The sequence below is a fragment of the Micromonospora sp. CPCC 205561 genome, assembly GCF_036906775.1.
Lineage (GTDB): Bacteria > Actinomycetota > Actinomycetes > Mycobacteriales > Micromonosporaceae > Micromonospora.
In genome coordinates this window covers 20,564-40,196 of record NZ_JBAKHV010000046.1, presented here as the reverse complement: position 1 = coordinate 40,196, position 19,633 = coordinate 20,564, and the positions used below count along the sequence as shown (strand labels likewise).

General features: G+C 73.3%; 17 protein-coding genes. 8 read left to right on the top strand and 9 right to left on the bottom strand.

Annotation, left to right across the window (positions count from 1 at the left end):
• Positions 1-3 precede the first annotated feature (3 nt).
• The gene (locus V6V16_RS21705) at positions 4-354 is read right to left on the bottom strand and encodes a YciI family protein (RefSeq protein ID WP_334564772.1); all 351 of its coding nucleotides are present in this window, start codon (positions 352-354) and stop codon (positions 4-6) included.
• 283 nt (positions 355-637) lie between these two features.
• Here V6V16_RS21705 and V6V16_RS21700 point away from each other — a divergent pair, with 283 nt between their 5' ends.
• Positions 638-1,753, top strand: coding sequence for a DUF4185 domain-containing protein (locus tag V6V16_RS21700; RefSeq protein WP_334564771.1), 1,116 nt, complete (start codon positions 638-640; stop codon positions 1,751-1,753).
• A 67-nt stretch (positions 1,754-1,820) separates the two neighbouring features.
• Here V6V16_RS21700 and V6V16_RS21695 read toward each other — a convergent pair whose 3' ends face one another.
• Genes V6V16_RS21695 through V6V16_RS21685 form a run of 3 tightly spaced genes read right to left on the bottom strand, consistent with a single transcriptional unit; the run spans position 1,821 to position 4,574 of the window.
• Complete coding sequence (locus V6V16_RS21695; protein ID WP_334564770.1) at positions 1,821-2,948, bottom strand: FUSC family protein; 1,128 nt, start codon at positions 2,946-2,948, stop codon at positions 1,821-1,823.
• Between the two features lie 34 nt (positions 2,949-2,982).
• Positions 2,983-3,357, bottom strand: coding sequence for a sensory rhodopsin transducer (locus V6V16_RS21690; RefSeq protein ID WP_334564768.1), 375 nt, complete (start codon positions 3,355-3,357; stop codon positions 2,983-2,985).
• Complete coding sequence (locus tag V6V16_RS21685; protein WP_334564766.1) at positions 3,357-4,574, bottom strand: D-arabinono-1,4-lactone oxidase; 1,218 nt, start codon at positions 4,572-4,574, stop codon at positions 3,357-3,359. The genes V6V16_RS21690 and V6V16_RS21685 overlap by 1 nt, the downstream gene beginning before the upstream one ends.
• 423 nt (positions 4,575-4,997) lie before the next feature.
• On the opposite strand from V6V16_RS21685, the gene V6V16_RS21680 reads away from it, so the two are divergent.
• The 5 genes from V6V16_RS21680 to V6V16_RS21660 all read left to right on the top strand — a co-directional run bounded on the left by V6V16_RS21680 (position 4,998) and on the right by V6V16_RS21660 (position 11,078).
• On the top strand, positions 4,998-6,398 hold the full coding sequence (locus V6V16_RS21680; protein ID WP_334564765.1) for an endo-1,4-beta-xylanase: 1,401 nt from the start codon (positions 4,998-5,000) through the stop codon (positions 6,396-6,398).
• Positions 6,399-6,567: 169 nt separating this feature from the next.
• Complete coding sequence (locus tag V6V16_RS21675) at positions 6,568-7,464, top strand: helix-turn-helix domain-containing GNAT family N-acetyltransferase (protein WP_334564764.1); 897 nt, start codon at positions 6,568-6,570, stop codon at positions 7,462-7,464.
• Positions 7,465-7,617: 153 nt separating this feature from the next.
• On the top strand, positions 7,618-8,913 hold the full coding sequence (locus tag V6V16_RS21670; RefSeq protein ID WP_334564763.1) for an extracellular catalytic domain type 1 short-chain-length polyhydroxyalkanoate depolymerase: 1,296 nt from the start codon (positions 7,618-7,620) through the stop codon (positions 8,911-8,913).
• A 245-nt stretch (positions 8,914-9,158) separates the two neighbouring features.
• Complete coding sequence (locus tag V6V16_RS21665) at positions 9,159-9,554, top strand: MmcQ/YjbR family DNA-binding protein (protein WP_334564762.1); 396 nt, start codon at positions 9,159-9,161, stop codon at positions 9,552-9,554.
• A gap of 108 nt (positions 9,555-9,662) precedes the next feature.
• The gene (locus tag V6V16_RS21660) at positions 9,663-11,078 is read left to right on the top strand and encodes an MFS transporter (protein WP_334564761.1); all 1,416 of its coding nucleotides are present in this window, start codon (positions 9,663-9,665) and stop codon (positions 11,076-11,078) included.
• A 63-nt stretch (positions 11,079-11,141) separates the two neighbouring features.
• Here the strand turns inward: V6V16_RS21660 and pdxY are convergent, their stop codons facing one another.
• The gene (gene pdxY / locus V6V16_RS21655) at positions 11,142-11,993 is read right to left on the bottom strand and encodes a pyridoxal kinase PdxY (RefSeq protein WP_334564760.1); all 852 of its coding nucleotides are present in this window, start codon (positions 11,991-11,993) and stop codon (positions 11,142-11,144) included.
• Positions 11,994-12,044: 51 nt separating this feature from the next.
• Positions 12,045-12,632 carry a TetR/AcrR family transcriptional regulator gene (locus V6V16_RS21650; RefSeq protein WP_334564758.1) on the bottom strand — a complete coding sequence of 196 codons (588 nt, stop codon included), beginning with the start codon at positions 12,630-12,632 and terminating at the stop codon, positions 12,045-12,047.
• Positions 12,633-12,694: 62 nt separating this feature from the next.
• Here V6V16_RS21650 and V6V16_RS21645 point away from each other — a divergent pair, with 62 nt between their 5' ends.
• Positions 12,695-14,197: an MFS transporter gene (locus V6V16_RS21645; RefSeq protein WP_334564757.1), complete on the top strand. Its 1,503-nt coding sequence runs from the start codon at positions 12,695-12,697 to the stop codon at positions 14,195-14,197.
• Between the two features lie 66 nt (positions 14,198-14,263).
• Here the strand turns inward: V6V16_RS21645 and V6V16_RS21640 are convergent, their stop codons facing one another.
• Both V6V16_RS21640 and V6V16_RS21635 read right to left on the bottom strand, forming a co-directional pair.
• On the bottom strand, positions 14,264-15,658 hold the full coding sequence (locus V6V16_RS21640) for an endo-1,4-beta-xylanase (RefSeq protein ID WP_334564756.1): 1,395 nt from the start codon (positions 15,656-15,658) through the stop codon (positions 14,264-14,266).
• Positions 15,659-16,204: 546 nt separating this feature from the next.
• Entirely contained in the window at positions 16,205-17,056 is an 852-nt protein-coding gene (locus V6V16_RS21635; RefSeq protein WP_334564754.1) for an ATP-grasp domain-containing protein, read from the bottom strand.
• A 271-nt stretch (positions 17,057-17,327) separates the two neighbouring features.
• Here V6V16_RS21635 and V6V16_RS21630 point away from each other — a divergent pair, with 271 nt between their 5' ends.
• Positions 17,328-19,199, top strand: a complete 1,872-nt coding sequence (locus V6V16_RS21630) for an adenylyl cyclase (protein ID WP_334564752.1) — start codon at positions 17,328-17,330, stop codon at positions 19,197-19,199.
• Positions 19,200-19,256: 57 nt separating this feature from the next.
• Here V6V16_RS21630 and V6V16_RS21625 read toward each other — a convergent pair whose 3' ends face one another.
• Positions 19,257-19,616, bottom strand: a complete 360-nt coding sequence (locus tag V6V16_RS21625; RefSeq protein ID WP_334564750.1) for a hypothetical protein — start codon at positions 19,614-19,616, stop codon at positions 19,257-19,259.
• Positions 19,617-19,633 lie beyond the last annotated feature (17 nt).

The window sequence follows — 19,633 nt, the reverse complement described above, 5'->3', positions numbered from 1 at the left end:
CGCTCAGCCCTCGAAGTCCGCGACCGGCCGGACCACGACCGAGCCGCCGCCGCGCGCGCCGGGGCAGCGCGCCGCCCAGTCGAGCGCGACGTCGAGATCGGGCACGTCGATCACGTAGAAGCCGCCGAGGATCTCGCGGGTCTCGGCGAACGGCCCGTCGGTGACGGTCCGCCTGCCGTCCTCGCCGACGCGCACCGTCGTGGCGGTGACCAGGTCCGCCAGCGACTCTCCCGAGACCAGGATCCCCGCCTCCCTCACCTGCTTGTCGTACGCCATCCAGTCGCCGACGTCGCAGCCGGCGGCCCCGCCCTCCTCGCCGACCGCACCGGCGTTGATGAGCAACATGTACTTCATGATCGGACTCCCTCGTGTCGTCGCACCCTCGGGTACGGCCAGGACCGCCGTACGCCATCACGACGAACGGGGAGCCGCCGGATGGACACCCTCCCAGAAGATTGTCGCGCGCCACCCCGCGCGGCTCGTTCGCACCCGGAGATCCGGCCGGCGATCCTTGACGACGCACACCGGCGGGTCGTAGTTTCCAGCCTTACATCGACGTGTGCCGCTCGATGGGCCGGCACCGGGCCCGGCACCGCAGGTCCCTGACCTCCGGGAACCCGTCGTGAGGGAGGACCGCATGACCATCACCCGCCGCACGCTGTTCGGCAGTCTCGCCGCGGCCGGCGTGGCCGCCGCCGTCGCGCCGGCCGTGGCCCCCGGCCCGGCCCGGGCCGCCACCTGGAAGAAGCGCCTCACCGGCGCCGACCTCGACACGAACCACCGCTGGCGGGTCGCGGGCACGGATCTCGGCATCCCGTACGTGCTGGAGAACGGCTCCATCGGCTACCTCTTCGGCGACACCTTCGACACCCCCTGGCCGGAGGGTCCGCCGCTGCCCAACGACTGGCGCTCACCGGTGATGCTGCGTTCCAACGTGCACCCCGGCGCGCCCGGCGGGATCGTCTTCGACAGCGCCGCCCGCGTCGCCGGCAACGGGCGGGCCCCGGAGCTGATGCACAACGGCCACCACGGCGTCGGCATCGACGGCCTGCGGGAGGTGACCGTCATCCCCAACGACGGCATCGCCTTCCCGGAGACCGGCCGCCAGCTGGTGTCGTACATGAGCATCGAGAACTGGCACTCCGCCGGCCCGGCCGGGCCGGACTGGAGGTCGCGCTACGCCGGCCTGGCCTACAGCGACAACGGCAACGACTTCGTCCGTACGCCGCTGAAGTGGTGGAACAACGGCACCAACACGGACCCGTTCCAGATGTGGACGATGCAGCGCGACGGGGACTGGGTGTACGTCTTCTCGGTGCGCGCCGGTCGTCAGGACGGCCCGATGATGCTGCGCCGCGTCCGCTGGGACCGCCTCTTCTTCCCCGAGTCGTACGAGGGCTGGGGCTACAACGGCGCCAACTGGGGCTGGGGGCGGCCGTGCACGCCCATCCTGACCGGCCGCTTCGGCGAGCCGTCGGTGCGGCGGCTCGCCGACGGGACGTGGGTGATGTCGTACCTGAACGTCGCCATCGGGTGCATCGTCACCCGCACGGCCGACGGACCGGACCGCGTCTGGACTTCCGAGAAGATCCAGGTCACCGGGTGGCAGGAGCCCGGGCTCTACGGCGGGTTCATCCACCCGTGGTCCAGCCGGCGGGCCAACGACCTGCACCTGATGGTCTCCAAGTGGACCAGGACGCCCGACAACCGCAGCACCGCCTACCACGTGAGCCAGTTCGTCGGCTCGGCGTGAGCCGGCCGCAGCCCCACCGCCCACGGGTCCCGGGAGCCGCCGTGGCGTGACGGGTGCGGGACCGACCTCACGTCTGCCCGGCGGCGGCCCGGCGGACCAGCCGACGTGCCTCGTCGCGGGGGACGCCCGTGGCGCGGAGCAGGTCGTTGGCGATGGTCCGCAGCTGGGACACGACGATGGTGCCGGAGAATCCCATGTCCTGACGGCACGCCTCGCCGGCCTCCCGCACCGCCGCCAGCACCCGCTCGCGCGCACCGACGGGCTCGCGGGCGGCCAGGAACTCGCGGTGCAGCATCCGGATCGCCTCGCCGTAGCGCTCGACGGCGGCGGGCAGGCCGGGCGGCACCGGCTCGTCGTCGCGCAGGGTGGTGCCGATCCGGCGGACCAGGGTACGGCTGTTGCGGAAGGCCCGTTCCATGTGCTCCACGCCGCCCCGGTAGGCCCTGACCGCCCGGCGGCGGCGCCAGCGCAGCGGCGAGAACCGGGCCACCTCGCTGGCGGCCTCGACGGCCTCGCGGAGCCGGTCGAGTTCCGGCTCGGCGGAGCGCATCCGGTCCAGCACCTCCTCGGCCGCGTGGGCGTCGCCGAGGGCCAGCGCCCGCGCCGACGCGCTCATCTGGCGGGCGAAGACGTCCAGTGCGGAGTCGGCCACGCGACGCACGGTCCGCAACGGGTTCAACGGCACGATGACGAGGACGACCAGCAGGCCCACCGCCCCGCCGACCAGCGCGTTGATGGTCCGGGGCAGTTCCAGGTGGGGATTGTTCGGGGTGAGGGTCGCCACCAGCACGCCCGTACCGCCGGCCTGGGACATCAGGGCTCCGCCGCCGCGGAACAGGACCGCCACGGCGATCGCCAGGAAGACGATGACACCGGTCTGCCACGCCCCGGTGCCCAGCAGGCCGATCAGCACGTCGCCCACGGCGATGCCGAGCACCACCCCGGCGATCAGCTCGACGGTGCGGCGGGTGCGGTTGCCGATGGCCGCGGCGATCACACCGACCGCGGCGGCCGGGGCGAAGGTCGAGTCCTGGTTGCCCAGCACCTCGCGGGCCGCCACCCACGCCAGGGCCGCGGCGAGGCCGGCCTGCACCGCGAGGAGGAGGTGCGTCTGCAGTCGCCGGTAGGCTTCCCGGCCGGTGCGGCGCAGCCGGGAGTCCGCCTCCGCCGCCGCTGGGTCCCCCGCGATCCGCATGGCCGGGGTTACCCAACCCGCCGGGCGCCGAACGTCAGGCGGGATGGGCCATGACGCCGGTCAGCGCGAGGACGCCGGGCAGCCGGGTGTCCTGGCGCAGGAACTGCACCACCACCGGCACCGGCGAGCGCAGCAGGCAGCCGTAGGGACGGCCGAGGCGGATCGCCTCCGGGTCGATCAGGTCGTTGACCCGCACGTGCCGGATCCGGCGCGCGCCGACCAGGATCCGGTACGGCCCGACGGGCTCCGCGTCCTCGTAGTAGACGTCCAGGCTGAGTTCGGCCTCCTGGTCGGTGGCGTTGAGTACGCAGAGCTGGTCGAAGCCGGTGAACTCCGGTTCGGGGCCGTGGCCGGGGAACGGCACGTGCCCGCCCGGGACGACCCACGTCCGCGCACCGATCTGCGCCATCACGCCTCCTCCAGCAGCCGGGCCAGGTCCGGGGTGAGAAACACCCCGTCCGGGTCCAGTCGGCGACGCAACGACTGGAAGTCGTCCCAGCGGGGGTAGAGCGGACGCAGCTCACGGGCCGTCAACCAGTGCTTCTTGCCCCAGTGCGGCCGGCCGCCGTACTGCCGGAAGACCGCCTCCATGTCCCGGAAGTACTCCTCGTACGGCAGGGAGGTGTTCTGCAGGCAGGCGATGGTCACGGTCGGACGGCCGTAGGCGTTGCTGAGCCAGATGTCGTCGGCCGCGATGCTGCGCACGAGCACCCGCCAGCCGGCCACCCGTCGGTGCCGTTGCCTGATCCGTCGCCGCACCTCCGCGAAGCACGCCGCGAACGCCTCCACCGGGAGCATGTACTCGATCTCCTCGAACCGCAGCTCCCGGTGCCGGGGGATGACCCGGTGGGTGGGGGCCACGTGGACCTCGCGGGGTTCGTCCACGGCGGCGAAGCCCGGCACCCGCGGGGCGTGCCACACCCGCTCGTCCGGCTGCTGGTCGACCCGGTTCATGACCCGGACCTGGGTCAGGTCGCTGCGGGGATACCAGTAGAAGTCCATGTTCCGGTTGGTGTGCTGCAACTCGGCCAGGTGGTCCAGGGTCCAGGCGACGGGCGCGCACCAGGAGCGGCGGTGCAACTGGTAGCGGGGCTGCACGGCCAGCGTGACCCGGGTGACCACGCCGAGAGCGCCCAGGGAGAGCCGGGCCGCCGGCAGCAGCTCCGGGTTGTGCTCCGCGCTGACGTCCACCGTCTCGCCGGTGCCGGTGACCAGCCGGACGCCGGCCACCTGCGTGGAGAGGTTGCCGAAGCCGCGGCCGGTGCCGTGCGTGCCGGTGGCGGTCGCTCCGGCGATCGACTGGTAGTCCACGTCCCCGAGGTTGTCCATCGCCAGTCCCGCGTCGTACAGGCCCTCGCCCAGCGCCCTGAGCTTGGTGCCGGCGCCGACCGTGGCGAGCCCGCCCTCCTGCGCGATCACCCCGGCGAGACGGTCGAGGCTGGCGAGGATCCCGTCCGTGCGCACCAGCGGACTGGACGAGTGCCCGGATCCGACCGGCCGCAGCGTCGCGCCCTGCTCCCGGGCACGCCGCACCAGCGCCCGCACCTCGTCCTCGTCGGCGGGCTCGGCGTACTCGGCGGGGGTGAACGACAGGCTGCCGGACCAGTTCACGAAGCCTCGTCCCACGCCCCCTCCTCCCCCGGTCGGACGGCCGGCTTACCCGCAGGCGGCCGGGGTAGTCGTCGCCGGGCGCCGTCCCCGCACCGGGCGCGTACGACGCCGCCCGGCGACTTACGGAAGACCCCCGGAAAGTACGGTCGGAAGTCGGGTGTAGATGATCGTCCACTTGCCCCGGAATGGTCGTCGCCGTCGCAACGGAACCGCGCAGCCTGCTGAGATACCCATTCGCTCCGCCAATGCGCTACCGAAACTTTTCCGGAAATTCTTGCCTGTCCGCGCTCGGCGCTGACATACTTTCCATCCATCAGGGTCGATTACCTTGTGCCCGCGGCCCCTCCGGCGGGCCCCGGCTGAGCGGCCCCGGTCCGGCACACCCCACCACCCCGGCCCGCGCCCGACGGCGCCCGCCGGCCCCCGGAAGGAGCAAGGATGATCGAGAGGCGCCACCGGGACACCCGGCCCAGATCGCGCCCCCGCACCCGCGCGGCCCTGGCCCTCGTGGCCGCGGGCCTGCTCGCCGCGACCGGCGCCACGGTGCTGCCCGACGCGGCGAGCGCCGGGACCACGCTGGGCGCGTCCGCGGCGGAGCGCGGTCGATACTTCGGCACCGCCGTGGCCGCCAACAAGCTCAGCGACAACACCTACGTGACGATCCTGAACCGCGAGTTCAACTCGGTGACGCCCGAGAACGAGATGAAGATCGACGCCACGGAACCGCAGCAGGGCAGGTTCACCTACGGCGACGCGGACCGGATCGTGAGCCACGCGCGCAGCCGGGGCATGAGCGTGCGGGGCCACACCCTGGCCTGGCACTCCCAGCAGCCCGGCTGGATGCAGAACATGAGCGGCAGCGCGCTGCGCCAGGCGATGCTCAACCACGTCACGCAGGTGGCCACGCACTTCCGTGGCCAGGTCGTGGCCTGGGACGTGGTGAACGAGGCGTTCGCCGACGGCGGCAGCGGCGCGCGGCGCGACTCCAACCTCCAGCGCACCGGCAACGACTGGATCGAGGCCGCGTTCCGGGCCGCCCGGGCCGCCGACCCCGGCGCCAAGCTCTGCTACAACGACTACAACACCGACGACTGGACCCACGCCAAGACCCAGGCCGTGTACAACATGGTCCGCGACTTCAAGCAGCGCGGCGTGCCGATCGACTGCGTGGGCCTGCAGTCGCACTTCAACAGCGGCTCGCCCTACCCGGGCAACTACCGCACGACGCTGTCGAACTTCGCGGCGCTGGGGGTGGACGTCCAGATCACCGAGCTGGACATCGCCGGGGCCTCGGCCACCACGTACCGCAACGTGGCCAACGACTGCCTCGCCGTCCCCCGGTGCACCGGCATCACCGTCTGGGGGATCCGGGACAGCGACTCCTGGCGCGCCTCCGACAGCCCGCTGCTGTTCGACAACAGCGGCAACAAGAAGCCCGCGTACGACGCCGTGCTCGCCGCCCTGAACAGCGGCACGCCCCCGCCGACCACGCCGCCGCCGACAACCACGCCGCCGACCACGCCGCCGCCGACGACGACCCCGCCGCCGACGACCCCGCCGCCGGGCGGCGGCTGCACCGCCACCCTGCGCGACGGCCAGAGGTGGGGCGACCGCTTCAACAGCGAGGTGACGGTCAGCGGTGCCACGAACTGGACCGTCGTCGTCGCGGTGACCGCGCCGCAGAAGGTCTCCGCCACCTGGAACGGCACGCCGAGCTGGGACAGCAGCGGCGACGTCATGACCATGAGGTCCAACGGCAGCGGCAACGTCTTCGGGTTCACCACGATGGCCAACGGCAACTGGAACCGGCCGCAGGTGCGCTCCTGCACCGCGTCCTGAGCACGGGCCGGTGGGCACGCCGGGGTGGCGGCGCGGGTCGGCGCCACCCCGGGCCGTCGGTGCCACCGTCCGGTCGCCCGCCGCCGGCGGCGGGCCGGTCGGCGGCGGGCACGGGCGCGGCGGCGAGGCGCTGACGGTCGCCGGCAATACCTGACTAAGGTCAGGCGTCATGGATTCGGAACTCATCGCCGCCGTGCGGCGGTTCAACCGGACGGTGACGCAGCGGGTGGGCGCGCTCGACGACGAGTACATGGCCCGCGCCCGCCCGCTCGCGCAGGCGCGCCTGCTGTGGGAGATCGGCCCCGGCGGCGCCGAGGTCGCGGCGCTGCGGGCCCGGCTCGGGCTGGACTCGGGTCACCTCAGCCGCCTCCTGCGCGCCCTGGAGGGCGACGGGCTGATCACCGTCGGCCCCTCGGCGCAACCCGGCGGCGACGGGCGGGTGCGGACCGCCTCGCTCACCTACGCCGGCCGCGCCGAGTGGGCCGAACTCGACGAGCGCTCCGAGGCGTTCGCCCGGTCGATCCTGGCGCCCTTGACCGGGTCGCGCCGCGAGCGGCTCGTCTCGGCCATGGCCGAGGTCGAGCGGCTGCTCGTCGCGTCGATGGTGGTCATCGGGCCCTGCCCGCCCGGCGACCCGCGGGCCCGGGCCTGCGTACGGGCCTACGCACGGGAGGTCGCGCGGCGCTTCGACGAGGGGTTCGACCCCGCCCGGAGCAATCCGGTGCACGACGAGGAACTCGTCCCGCCGTCGGGCGTGTTCCTGCTCGCCACGCTCAACGCCGAGCCGGTGGGCTGCGGCGCGGTCAAGCTCCACCCCGGCGCGCCCGCCGAGATCAAGCGGGTCTGGGTCGCCGACAGCGTACGAGGGCTCGGCGTCGGGCGACGCCTGCTCGGCGAACTGGAGCGGTACGCGGCCGAGCGGGGCCGGACCGCCGTCCGGCTGGACACCAACCGCAACCTGACCGAGGCGATCGCGATGTACCGGGCGGCCGGCTACCGCGAGATCGAGGCGTACAACGCGGAGCCCTACGCGCACCACTGGTTCGAGAAGCACCTGACACCGTGACCAGCCCGGAGACCGGTCACGCCACCCCGACCACGCTTGCCACACCCCTGCCACCAGCAGACACTGATCGATGTCTGAGCCGGACGTGATCGGGCAGCCGGGCAGCCCTCGATCGGAGCCACCCCTGTCCGCCATCCCCCGGAGGAACCAGCCATGAGATCCCGAATCAGACTGTGGGGCGTCGCCTTCGTCGCCGCCGCGTTGACCGCGATGGCGGCGGCGGTCCCCCCGCCGGCGTCCGCCGCGGCGCTGACCGAGGTGCCGAACTTCGGCCCCAACCCCAGCAACCTGCGGATGTACCTCTACGTGCCGGACGCCGTCGCGCCCCGCCCGGGGCTGCTGGTCGCGGTGCACTACTGCACCGGCACCGGTCCGGCGATGCACTCCGGCACCCAGTTCGCCGCCCTGGCCGACCGGTACGGCTACATCGTCGTCTACCCCTCGGTGACCCGCAGCAGCCAGTGCTTCGACGTCTCCTCGCCGCAGGCGCTGCGCCGCGACGGCGGAAGCGACCCGGTGGGCATCAAGTCGATGGTCGACCACGTCCGGCAGCGGTACGCCGTCGACCCGGAACGGATCTTCGCCACCGGCATCTCCTCCGGCGCCATGATGACCAACGTCCTGCTCGGGCTCTATCCCGACGTGTTCCGCGCCGGGGCGGCCTTCTCCGGCGTCCCGTTCGGCTGCTTCGCCACCACCAACGGTTCCGAGTGGAACAGCGAGTGCGCCAACGGCCAGGTCACCAGGACCCCGCAGGAGTGGGGCGACCTGGTCCGCAACGCCTACCCGGGATACACCGGGCGTCGTCCGCGCATGCAGACCTGGCACGGCACGAACGACGAGGTGCTGCGCTACCCGAACTTCGGCGAGCAGGTCAAGCAGTGGACGAACGTGCACGGGCTGAGCCAGACGCCGACGTACACCGACAGCCCGCAGGCCGGCTACACCCGCACCCGCTACGGCGGCAGCGGCGCCATGGCGCCGGTCGAGGCCATCAGCATGCAGGGCGTCTCGCACAACCTGCCGGTCGACGCCGCGCAGGCGATCCGCTTCTTCGGGCTCGACGCCTCGGCGCCGCCCACGACCCCACCCCCGACGACCCCGCCGCCGACCACTCCCCCGCCCGTACCGGGGGTCTGCCGGGTGGGTTACACGGTCAGCGCCTGGAACAGCGGGCTGACCGCCTCGGTGACCATCACCAACACCGGGGGCAGCACCGTGGACGGCTGGTCGCTGGCCTTCACGCTCCCCGCCGGGCAGCGCATCACCAACGGCTGGAACGCGACGTACGCCGCCACCGGCAGCGCGGTCACCGCCCGCGACGTCGGCCACAACGCCACCCTGGCCCCCGGCGCGTCGGTCACCCTCGGCTTCCAGGCCACCCATACCGGCGACACGACGCGACCGTCCTCGTTCACCCTGAACGGCGCCGCCTGCTCGGTGGCCTGACTCGCCCGGGGCGGCACCGCGCGGTGCCGCCCCGACACCTTCCTTCCGTGCCGCGCGTCCCGGCCGGCCGGACCACCCCCACGCCGTCCGTTACCGGCCGTCCGGACCCGGCACGTCGCGCATCGGCACAGCGCGGCGATGCGCCGCCCCCGTGCGAGCGGTTTCGTGACCGGTCGGCGGCAGTCGCGTCCCACCCGGCGGTTAGTCTGCGGGTATGCAGGAGGCGGAGCACCGGCGCGAACCCGATGGCTGACGCCGACGACGTCCGCCGCCTGGCGCTGGCGCTGCCGCACGTGGTCGAGATCGACAGTGCCGGCTTCGACTTCCGGGTCGCCGACAAGGGGTTCGTCTGGTCCTATCCGGAGCGCAGGCCCGGGGCGTCGCGGCTGATCCGCACCGACGTCGCGGTGCTCTACGTCGGCGACGAGGCCGAGAAGCAGGCGTTGCTCCTCGGCGAGCCGGAGGCATTCTTCACCACCGCCGCGTACGACGGGCTGCCCCTGGTCATGCTGCGGCTGGCGCAGGTCGACGTCGACCGCCTGGAGGAGTTGGTCACGGACGCGTGGCGCATGCGCATCCCGGAAGCGCTCCTCGCCGGTCACGACGACAACGCCGACCCGGCGGGCGCCCGGTCGGGGTGAGGCGGCGGGTCGCCGCCCCGGCACGCCGGGCGTGATCTCCGTCCCGCAACGGATCCCCGCGCCGGGCGCGATCACTACGCTCGGGGCGGGCGTTCGAACGGGGGAACCGTGCGCAATCATCCGGCTGTCGTGCTCGTCGCTGTCCTGCTCTCCACCCTCACGCTGCCGGTGTCGTTGACCGGTGCCTCGGTCGCGTTGCCGGACATCGGCCGCGACCTGGACGCCGGGCTGGCGGGGGTGCAGTGGGTGGTGAACGGCTACAACGCCACCTTCGCCAGCTTCATGCTCGCCAGCGGCACGCTGGCCGACCTGTTCGGCCGTCGCCGGGTCTTCGCCATCGGCGTCGCGATCTTCACCGCGTCGGGGCTGCTCGCCGCGGTGGCCGACGACATCGTCCTGCTCGACGTGCTCCGCGCGGTGGCCGGCGTCGGCGCGGCAGCCGCCGCCACCAGCGCCTCGGCGATCCTCGCCGGCACGTTCCACGGCCCGGCCCGGGCCCGTGCCTTCAGCGTCTTCGGCACCACCATCGGCGTCGGCCTCGCGTTCGGGCCCTCCATCGCCGGGCTGCTCGTCGACGCCTTCGGCTGGCGGGCGGTGTTCGCCGGCCCGGCGGTGGCCGGGCTGGTGGTGCTGGCCCTGGTGCCGCTGCTGCCCGAGTCCCGCCAGCCGCACGGCGGACGGATCGACTGGCCGGGCGCCGTGTCGTTCACCGCCGCGCTGCTGCTGCTGATCTTCGGCTTCGTGCAGGGTCCGGAGCAGGGTTGGCACGATCCCGTCATCGTCGCCGCGTTCGCCGCCGCGCTGGCGCTGCTGGTGCTGTTCGTACGCGTCGAGCGGCACCGCGCCGAGCCGATGTTCGACCTGACGCTGCTGGCCAGCCCACGGTTCCTCGGCATCTGCCTGGCGGCGGCCGTCATCGTCACCGTGCTCGTGCCGCTGCTGGTCTACCTGCCCGCGTACCTGACCACGGTGGTCGGGCTCAGCCCCGCCACGGCCGGGGCGACACTGATCCTGCTCACCGCGCCGACGCTGGTGCTGCCGCTGCTCGGCGGGGCGCTGACCCGGCTGGTGCCGGCGCCGGCGGTGATCGTCGCGTCGGTGGCGGTGGTGGGCGTCGGCGCGGCGTGGGCCACCGTGATCGGTCCGGACAGCGGTACCGGCACGCTGGCCGGGCCGCTGCTCACCATCGGCGTCGGGGTGGGACTCTCCATCGGGCTGCTCGACGCGCTCGCCATCGGCAGCGTCACGCCGGCCCGGGCCGCGACCGGCGCGGGGATGATCAACACCGCCCGGCTGGCCAGCGAGACGGTCGCCATCGCGGTCGTCGGCGCGGTGCTCGCCAGCACCACGGCCGGCCGGCTCGCCGACCCCGGTTTCACCGGCGGGTTACGCGTCGTGCTCTGGTCGATGGCCGGGGTGGCGCTGGTGGCCACCGTCGCCGTCGCCGCCCTGGTGCGCCGCGCCGTGCCGGTGGCGCCGGCGCCGGTCGCCACCCGCGACCGGCGGGCGGCACGACGGGCCTGACGTACGGCTGGTTCCGGCGCCGCGCCGGGGCCTCCGGTGGGTACGGCCCCGGCGCGGATCGGATCAGCGCAGCCGGCGGGCGGCGAACCTGGCCGGCGGCGCGGCGATCGCGTCCTGGGCGGCGACCAGCTGGATCTCCCGGGTGCCCGCCGCGAGGGTCGCCTCGAGCACGGCGAAGACGCTGGCGATGGTGCGTTCCAGTGCCGTCGCGGGCGATCCCGTCGTCCACAGGTGCGCGAGGTACAGGGCGGCGGTGACGTCCCCGCCGCCGTTCGGGCTGATCGGCAGCAGCGGCGTGGTCACCGCCCAGGCACCCGCGTCCGAGACGGCCACCACCTCCAGCGACCCCTGCGGCACGTCACCGTGCAGCACGCTGGTGACCAGGACGTGCCGTGGCCCCGTCTCGCGCACCACGTCGACCGCCTCCAGCACCCCTGTCAGCGAGTCCGTGGTGCGGCCGGCGAGGAAGTCCAGCTCGAAGTGGTTCGGCGTGATGATGTCCGCGCGCGGCACGACGACGTCACGCAGGTACTCGGGGATGCCCGGTCGGACGAACATCCCGCGACCGGCGTCGCCCATCACCGGGTCGCAGCAGTACACCGCGGCGGGGTTCGCCGCCTTGACTGCGCTCACCGCGTCGAGGATGACCGCGCCCATCGCCGGGTCGCCCTGGTAGCCCGAGAGCACCGCGTCGGCGCCGCCGAGGACCCCGCGGTCCGCGATGCCCGTGATCACCTCGGCCACGTCGGCCGGCGCCAGCAGCGGCCCGCGCCACGCGCCGTACCCGGTGTGGTTGGAGAAGTGGACCGTCAGCACCGGCCAGACCTCGTGCCCGAGCCGCTGGAGGGGAAAGACGGCCGCCGAGTTGCCCACGTGGCCGTAGGCGACCGAGGACTGGATGGAAAGGATCTTCACCAGCTCATCGTCGCAGGCCCGGCCCCGCCGGGCTCCCGCGGCCCGCCGCGGTCACGCCTCCGGTGCGGCGGGCGGGCGGGGGACGGCCGCGTCGATCATCGCCAGCAGGCTGGCGCGGAGCAGGTCCAGCCGGGCGCGATCGAGGGTGGCACCCCAGAGCGGGGACGCCAGCACGCCGTCGGCGGCGGCGACCACCACGGCGAGGACGTCGGGCGGCAGGCCGTCGGCGGCGAGGTCACGCTCCCAGCGCTGGTAGTCGGCGGCGGCGAGGCCGGCGGCGGCGGCGGACGCGTTGAGCTGCGCCATCAGTGCGACCCGCTCGTGCGCGTCGCTCTCCAGGATCCCAGGCTCCAGGCTGGCGTGGACGAAGGCGCGCGTGAGCCGTCCCGGGCCGTCGTCGGCCGGGTCGAGGTGGGCGCGCACGGAGACCCGGAACGAGTCCAGCATGTCGTGCGCGAGCGCCGACACGAGGGCCTCCTTGCTGGGAAAGTGGTAGATGAGCCCGCCCTTCGACACCCCGGCGCGGCGAGCGATCTCGTCGAGGGAGACCGAGACCCCGTGCGTACGGATCGCCGTGGCGGCCGTCTCCAGCACCAGCCTGCGCGTCTCCTCCGACGACCGACCCGCCGTCCTGCCCATCGCGCCTCCCCTGCCCCGCACCACCACCATAAACTGTACCGACCGGTCAGTACAGTATCTCCATGACCACCACGAGCGCCGCACACCGCGGACTGTCGCCTCGACGCCGCTGGGCGGCACTCTCCGTCCTCGTGCTCGCGATCCTGCTGCTGGCCGTCGACGGCACCGTGCTCTACCTCGCGGTCCCGTCGCTGACCGAGGCCCTCTCCCCGACGGCCACCCAGGTGCTCTGGATCGGCGACATCTACTCGCTCGCCCTGGCCGGACTGCTGGTCACAATGGGGAACCTCGCCGACCGGGTCGGACGCAAGAAGATCCTGCTCTGCGGCGCGGTGGCGTTCGGTCTGGCGTCGCTGCTCGCGGCGCTGTCGACCAGCGCGGAACTGCTGATCGCCGCCCGCCTGCTGCTCGGTGTCGCGGGCGCCACCCTGATGCCCTCCACGTTGTCGATCATCCGGAACATCTTCACCGACCCCGCCGAGCGCACCCGGGCCATCGCCATCTGGTCGGCCGCCGCCGGCGGCGGCGCCGCGCTCGGCCCGCTGGTCGGCGGGGTGCTGCTCGAGCGCTTCTGGTGGGGCTCCGTCTTCATGATCAACGTGCCCGTCATGCTGGTGCTCGTCGTGACCGGCGCGTTCCTGCTGCCCGAGTCGAAGGACCCGGAACCCGGGCGCTTCGACCTCCTCTCCGCGGCGCTCTCCCTGGCCGCCGTCGTCTCGCTCGTCTACGCCGTCAAGCACACCACGACCGCCGGGATCGACCTGCCGGGCCTCGTCGCGCTCCTCACGGGCCTGGTCGCGGGCGTGGCCTTCGTCCGCCGGCAACGGCGCCTCGCCGCCCCGCTCATCGACGTCGACCTCTTCCGTACGCCGGCGTTCTCCGGCGCGGTCTTCGCCAACTTCGTCGCCGTGTTCGCCCTCACCGGGCTGCTCTTCTTCTTCTCGCAGTACCTCCAGCTCGCCCGCGGCTTCGGCCCGCTGCGCGCCGGGCTCGCGGAGCTTCCCGCGACCCTCGCGTCGATCGGCGTCGTCGCCCTGGTCGGGGTGGCCATGGCGCGGCTGGGCCGGGGCCGGACGATCGCCTGGGGCCTGCTGCTGACCGCGGTCGGCCTCCTCTTCGTCGCCGCGGCGGAGGGGGCCGACCGGTTCGTGTGGCTGGCCCTCGCGCTGGTCCCCGTCGGCCTCGGCGTCGGTTTGGCGCAGACCGCGACGACCGACGCCGTCGTCTCCGCCGTGCCGCCGCGCAAGGCGGGCGCGGCCTCGGCGATCTCCGAGACCGCGTACGAACTCGGTGTCGCGCTGGGCATCGCGGTGCTCGGATCGCTCGTCACGCTGCTGTACCGCGGCGCGGTCCGAGTCCCCACCGATCTCTCGGGCGCCGACCGGGCCGCCGTACACGACTCCCTGGCCTCCGCCCTGTCGGTGCTGGCTCCCGACTCCGCGGCCGCGCACGCGGCGAAGGAGGCCTTCACCCACGCCATGCAGGCCGCCTCGCTCGTCGCCGCGGCCATCACGGCCGTCGCGGCCGTCATCGCGTGGCGCGTGATCCGGCCGGACGACGACTGACCCCGGAAGGGTTGCGACGCCGGCGGCCCGGCGCGGGAGCGGTCCCGCGCCGGGCCGCCGGAGCGGTCAGCTCGCGGTGCAGGTGGGGGCGGCGGTCGGTCCGGCTCCGGTGCCCTGGAAGCCGAACTCGGTGGTCGCCCCGGCGGCCAGCCGGCCGTTGTACTCGACGTTGCGGAACGTCACGGCGCCGCTGGTGCCGGTGGCGCGCGCGCTCCACGTGTTGGTGACCGTCGCGCCGCCCGGCAGGGTGACGGCGACGGCCCAGCCGCCGGTGCCCGACGATCCGGCTGTCACCCGTACGGTGGCGACGAAGCCGCCGTTCCAGGAGTTCAGGGCCACCGTCGCGGAGCAGCCGCCGGACGGCGGCGGGGTGCTGGGTGCCGGGGTCGACGGCGCCGGGGTCGACGGGGGCGGGGTGGCGCCGCCGTTCAGGGCGTCGAGGGTGGCGGTGTAGGCCGGCTTCTTGTTGCCGTTGCCGTCGAAGAGCAGCGGGGTGCCGCTGGCCCGCCAGGAGTCGGTGTCCCGGATGCCCCACACGGTGATCCCGGTGCAGCGGGCAACCGCGAGGCAGGCGCGCACCACCCGGCCGTAGTTGTCGGCCTGCGTCTGACCCGAGCCCTCGATGTCCAGCTCGGTGATCTGCACGTCGACCCCGAGGTCGGCGAAGCGTTGCAGGTTGGCCTGGTAGTCCGCGGGCACGGGCGAGGCGCTGTTGAAGTGCGACTGGAAGCCGACGCAGTCGATCGGCACGCCGCGGGCCTTGAAGTCCTGCACCATGGCGTACACCGCGTTGCTCTTCGCGTTCTGCCCGTCGGTGTTGTAGTCGTTGTAGCACAGCTTCGCGGTCGGGTCGGCGGCCCGCGCTGCGCGGAACGCCGCCTCGATCCAGTCGTCGCCGGTCCGCTGGAGGTTCGAGTCACGGCGCGCGCCGGTGCCGCCGTCGGCGAACGCCTCGTTCACCACGTCCCAGGAATGGATCTTGCCCCGGTAGTAGGTCGCCACCTGGGTGACGTGGTTGAGCATCGCCTGACGCAGCGCGCCGCCGGCGAGGTTCTGCGCCCACCCCGGCTGCTGGGAGTGCCAGGCCAGGGCGTGGCCGCGCACCTGCATGCCGTTGGCGCGGGCGTGGTTGACGATCCGGTCGGCGCTGGTGAACGAGAACTGCCCCTGCGACGGCTCCGTCGCGTCCCACTTCATCTCGTTCTCCGGGGTCACCGAGTTGAACTCCCGGTTGAGGATCCCGACGTACGTGGTGTCGGAGAGCTTGTTGGCGGCCACCGCGGTGCCGAAGTACCGCCCCTTCTCGGCGGCGGACGCCCCCAGGGTCGTGCCGGCGTTGGCGCCGGACGCCATCGCCATCGTGGTGGCGACGGCGGAGAGACCGACCACGACCGACGCCAGCGCGACGCGCGGCCCTCTGCGGGCCGGGCGCCCACCGGTACGGGCGAGCATGTTGTCCATGGCAGAGCCTTTCGATGAACCGGATGGTGGAGGAAGGCGGCCTCGGCAACTGCCCGTCACGGCTCGGACCGGCGAGGTGGTCGCCCGGAGACCCCGCGGTCGTCGGCCCGGCATCGTGAGTTGATCGAAGCACTTCCATGGCGAACCGTATCGGAACATATCCGGAAGCTCAACGGCCGACGTCCGGGTAATTTCGTCCTCGGCCGCCGCGAGGCAGACCGGGCGGAGCGGATACCCACTGTTTGAAGACATCGCCCCGCCCTCGCGCGGGACCGAAAGTTCCGGAGCAGACGAGGCTCACCCCCGCTCCGGCGGCGCGCGGTCGACGAGCCCGCGACTCCGCCCAGCCCCCGCCGGGCCGTCGGCGCCAGCGCGCGGCGGTGTCGAGCTGAGTCGTGCGCGGCATCAGACGGCCGCCCGAATCGTCCACGACATCAGCTCGACAGGGTTCCGCGGCCACCTAACCGGAGTCCCGCCGCGCCACACCGGACCGCCCGGGGCCCGGCCTGACGCCGGCGCGGCGCTTCCCGGTGCGGCCGAGCCCTCTCAGGCCGAGGGGCGGAACAGGGCGTCGACGAACACCCCGGGTTCGACGGTGCGGGGGCGGTCGCTGACCTGCCCGTCGCCGAGCTCGACGACGCGCCAGACGCCGTCGGCGCGCAGGGTCAGGTCCACGGTCACGAAGGGCAGCCCCAGCGCCGCGACCGACGCACCGACCGGGGCCGGATCGAAGGCCTCGGGCGGCGCGTCGTGCGGGCTGTCCGGGTGGGCGCCGGTCAGGACGCAGGCGCCGTCGACCCACCAGGTACGGACCTCGGCGGTGGTGAACGGCTCGAAGCGGCGCAGCACGAGGCCGCCGACGAGATCGTCCCCGCGCAGGTCGAGGAAACGGCTGGCCACCCGCCAGGCGGCGTCGCCGTCGTCGAGGTCCGCGATGAACGCCGCCTCGTGCCAGTGGTGCTTCATCGACTTGACGTAGTCACGCAGCACCGCCGCCCCGCCACCGAGCGCGCGCCGCGCCCGGTCGAAGTCGTCGCGCCGCGACCCGGCCGTCCACGCCGAGGGCGGCGTCCACCCGAGCAGGTCGGGATACCAGCCGGGCAGCTCGTGGGCACGCCGGTACTGCTCGCCGGTCGTGCGCAGCGCGACCCCCCGTTCGGCCAGCGCGGCGGCGAAGGCCGCGTACCGCTCGCTGCGCAGCATCCAGCCACGGTAGACCGCGACGCTCTCGGCCGGCATCCGCGACACCGCCCGCGCCATGTCCTCACCCCGGACGAGGGCGTCGTGGTCGACGAGCGTCACCTCGACGCCGGCCTCCCACGCGGCGCGGGCCTCCGGCGCGAAGTGGGCGTCGGGACGCCCCGGCCGCAGCGGGTCCGCGGGAACGATCAGCAGCATCCGGAGATGGTGTCCCATCGGCGGGTACGGCACGAGCGCGGGGGCCGCTCCACGCCCTCCGCCGGCCGGGCGGGCACCCGGTTCGTGCGGGCGGAGCGGGCCGCCGAGGCTCCACGGTGGCGCCCGGCGCGTTTCCAGGGTAGAAACGTGTCGATCCCTTTTTTCACGGCGTGATACAAGTCCGGATGCATCAGAGAGCGCTCTCTCAGCACCTCCCCACCCCCACGTCGCCGCGCCGGAACGCCGTCGGCCGGCGGAGAGGACGAAGCGAATGAGATTGCAGTCCCCCACCGGGCGGCGGCTCCGCCGGGCGCTCGGGCTCGGGCTCGTGCTGACGACGGCCGTCGGCGCGACCGGCCCGGCCGCCCTCGCCGGCCCGCCCCGGCACGGCACCCCGGACTTCGGGCCGAATGTGACGATCTTCGAGCCGGGCACGCCGGTCGCCGAGATCCAGGCGACCCTCGACGCGGCGCACACCCGGCAGGTCGACGCCGAGATGGGCACGGCGCGGCACGCGTACCTCTTCAAGCCCGGCAGCTACGGCACCGCCGCGCAGCCGTTGCAGGTCAAGGTCGGTTACTACACCGAGGTCTCCGGCCTGGGCGCCTCCCCCACCGACGTGACCGTCAACGGGAAGGTGGAGGTCTACAACCGCTGCCTCGAAGGCGGCGGGACCGGCAACTGCATCGCCCTGGTCAACTTCTGGCGCACCCTGTCCAACCTGTCGATCTCGATCAACGCCGCCGGCCAGGACGGCTGCCGCTCGTCGGCGAACTTCTGGGCGGTCTCCCAGGCGGTGTCGATGCGCCGCCTCGACATCGGCGGCGGTGAGCTGTCGCTGATGGACTACTGCACGGCCGGCCCGCAGTTCGCCAGCGGCGGCTTCATCGCCGACTCGCGGCTGCCCGTCACCACCAACGGCTCCCAGCAGCAGTGGCTGACCCGCAACAGCGAGGTCGAGAGCTGGTCCAACGCAGTGTGGAACCAGGTCTTCGCGGGCACCGTGGGCGCCCCCGACGACGCCGGCTTCCCCGACCCGCCGTACACCACGCTGGAGACCACCCCGCTGAGCCGGGAGAAGCCGTACCTGTTCGTCGACGACCGGGGCCGGTACCAGGTCCGGGTGCCCGCGGCCCGGCGCGACAGCCGGGGCGTCTCCTGGGCCGACGGCATGACGCCGGGTCGGACCATCGGCATCGGGGACTTCTTCGTCGCCAAGCCCTCCGACCCGGTGCGGGTGATCAACCGCGAACTCGCCCGCGGCAAGCACCTGCTGCTCACCCCCGGCGTCTACGACATCGCGCGCAGCATCGAGGTGAAACGGCCCGACACGGTGGTGCTCGGCATCGGGCACGCCACGCTGACCGCCGCGAACGGCGCGATCCCGCTGGACGTCGCCGGCGTGCCCGGCGTGGTCGTCGCCGGGGTCACCGTAGACGCCGGCCCGACCGAGTCGCCGGTACTGCTGCGGGTGGGCCGCGAACACGGCCGCAACGCCAGCACCCCGGGCAACCCGATCACCCTCTCCGACGTGTACTTCCGCGTCGGCGGGCCGCACGTCGGCAGGACGGACACCGCGCTGGAGGTCAACGCCGACCATGTGCTCATCGACCACACCTGGGTGTGGCGCGGGGACCACGGCGTCGAGGGCTTCACCGAGGGCGTCAACGGCGACACCGACCGGTGGCGGACCAACACCGGCCGCTACGGCGCGGTCATCAACGGCGACCACGTGACGGCCACCGGCCTCTTCGTCGAGCACTTCCAGCGGTACAACACCGTCTGGAACGGCGAGCACGGCACCACGATCCTCTACCAGAACGAACTGCCGTACGACCCGCCGACGCAGGCCGACTGGATGAACGGCGAGGTCGAGGGGTGGGCCGGCTACAAGGTCGGCGACCGGGTGCGACACCACACCCTGCACGGCGGCGGGGTGTACGTGTTCAACCAGAACAACCCGTCGATCCACACCGAGAACGGCTTCGAGGTGCCGGTGACCCCGGGCGTCCGGCTGCACCACATCATGACCGTCAACCTGAGCGCCGGCACGATCGACCACGTGGTCAACGGCGTGGGTGCGGCGGCCGACATGACGCGGGTCGGCGCGCCGGTCTACGTCGCGCGGTATCCGGCCCCGTAGCCGGCGTCGGGAACCGGGCCGGACGGGGCACGCACCTCGCCCCGTCCGGCCCGCGCGTCAGCCGGCGCAGTTGTTGTTGTGCGCCGGCTGCGTCAGCTTCTCCTGGGTGCCGAACTTCGCGTAGACGCGCAGGTAGCAGGGGAGCTCGATGTCGCCGTAGTAGCTCTGGACCTCGTCGTCGTAGTGCGTGGTGCCGCTCTGCGCGACCTGCCAGCCGCCGGCGTCGCCCGACTGGATCTCCCAGTAGACGTCGCCGGAGCAGCCCCGCAGGCCCTGCGACCAGGCGATGATGTTGGCCCCGTTGTAGATCTCGGACTGCACGAGCGTGCAGCTCGCCGCCTGCGCCGGGCCGGCGCCGGCGAGCAGCCCCACGGTCAGCATCGCTCCGGCCCCGATCGCCGACATCATTCTGCGCATGCTCGGTCTCCTCCACG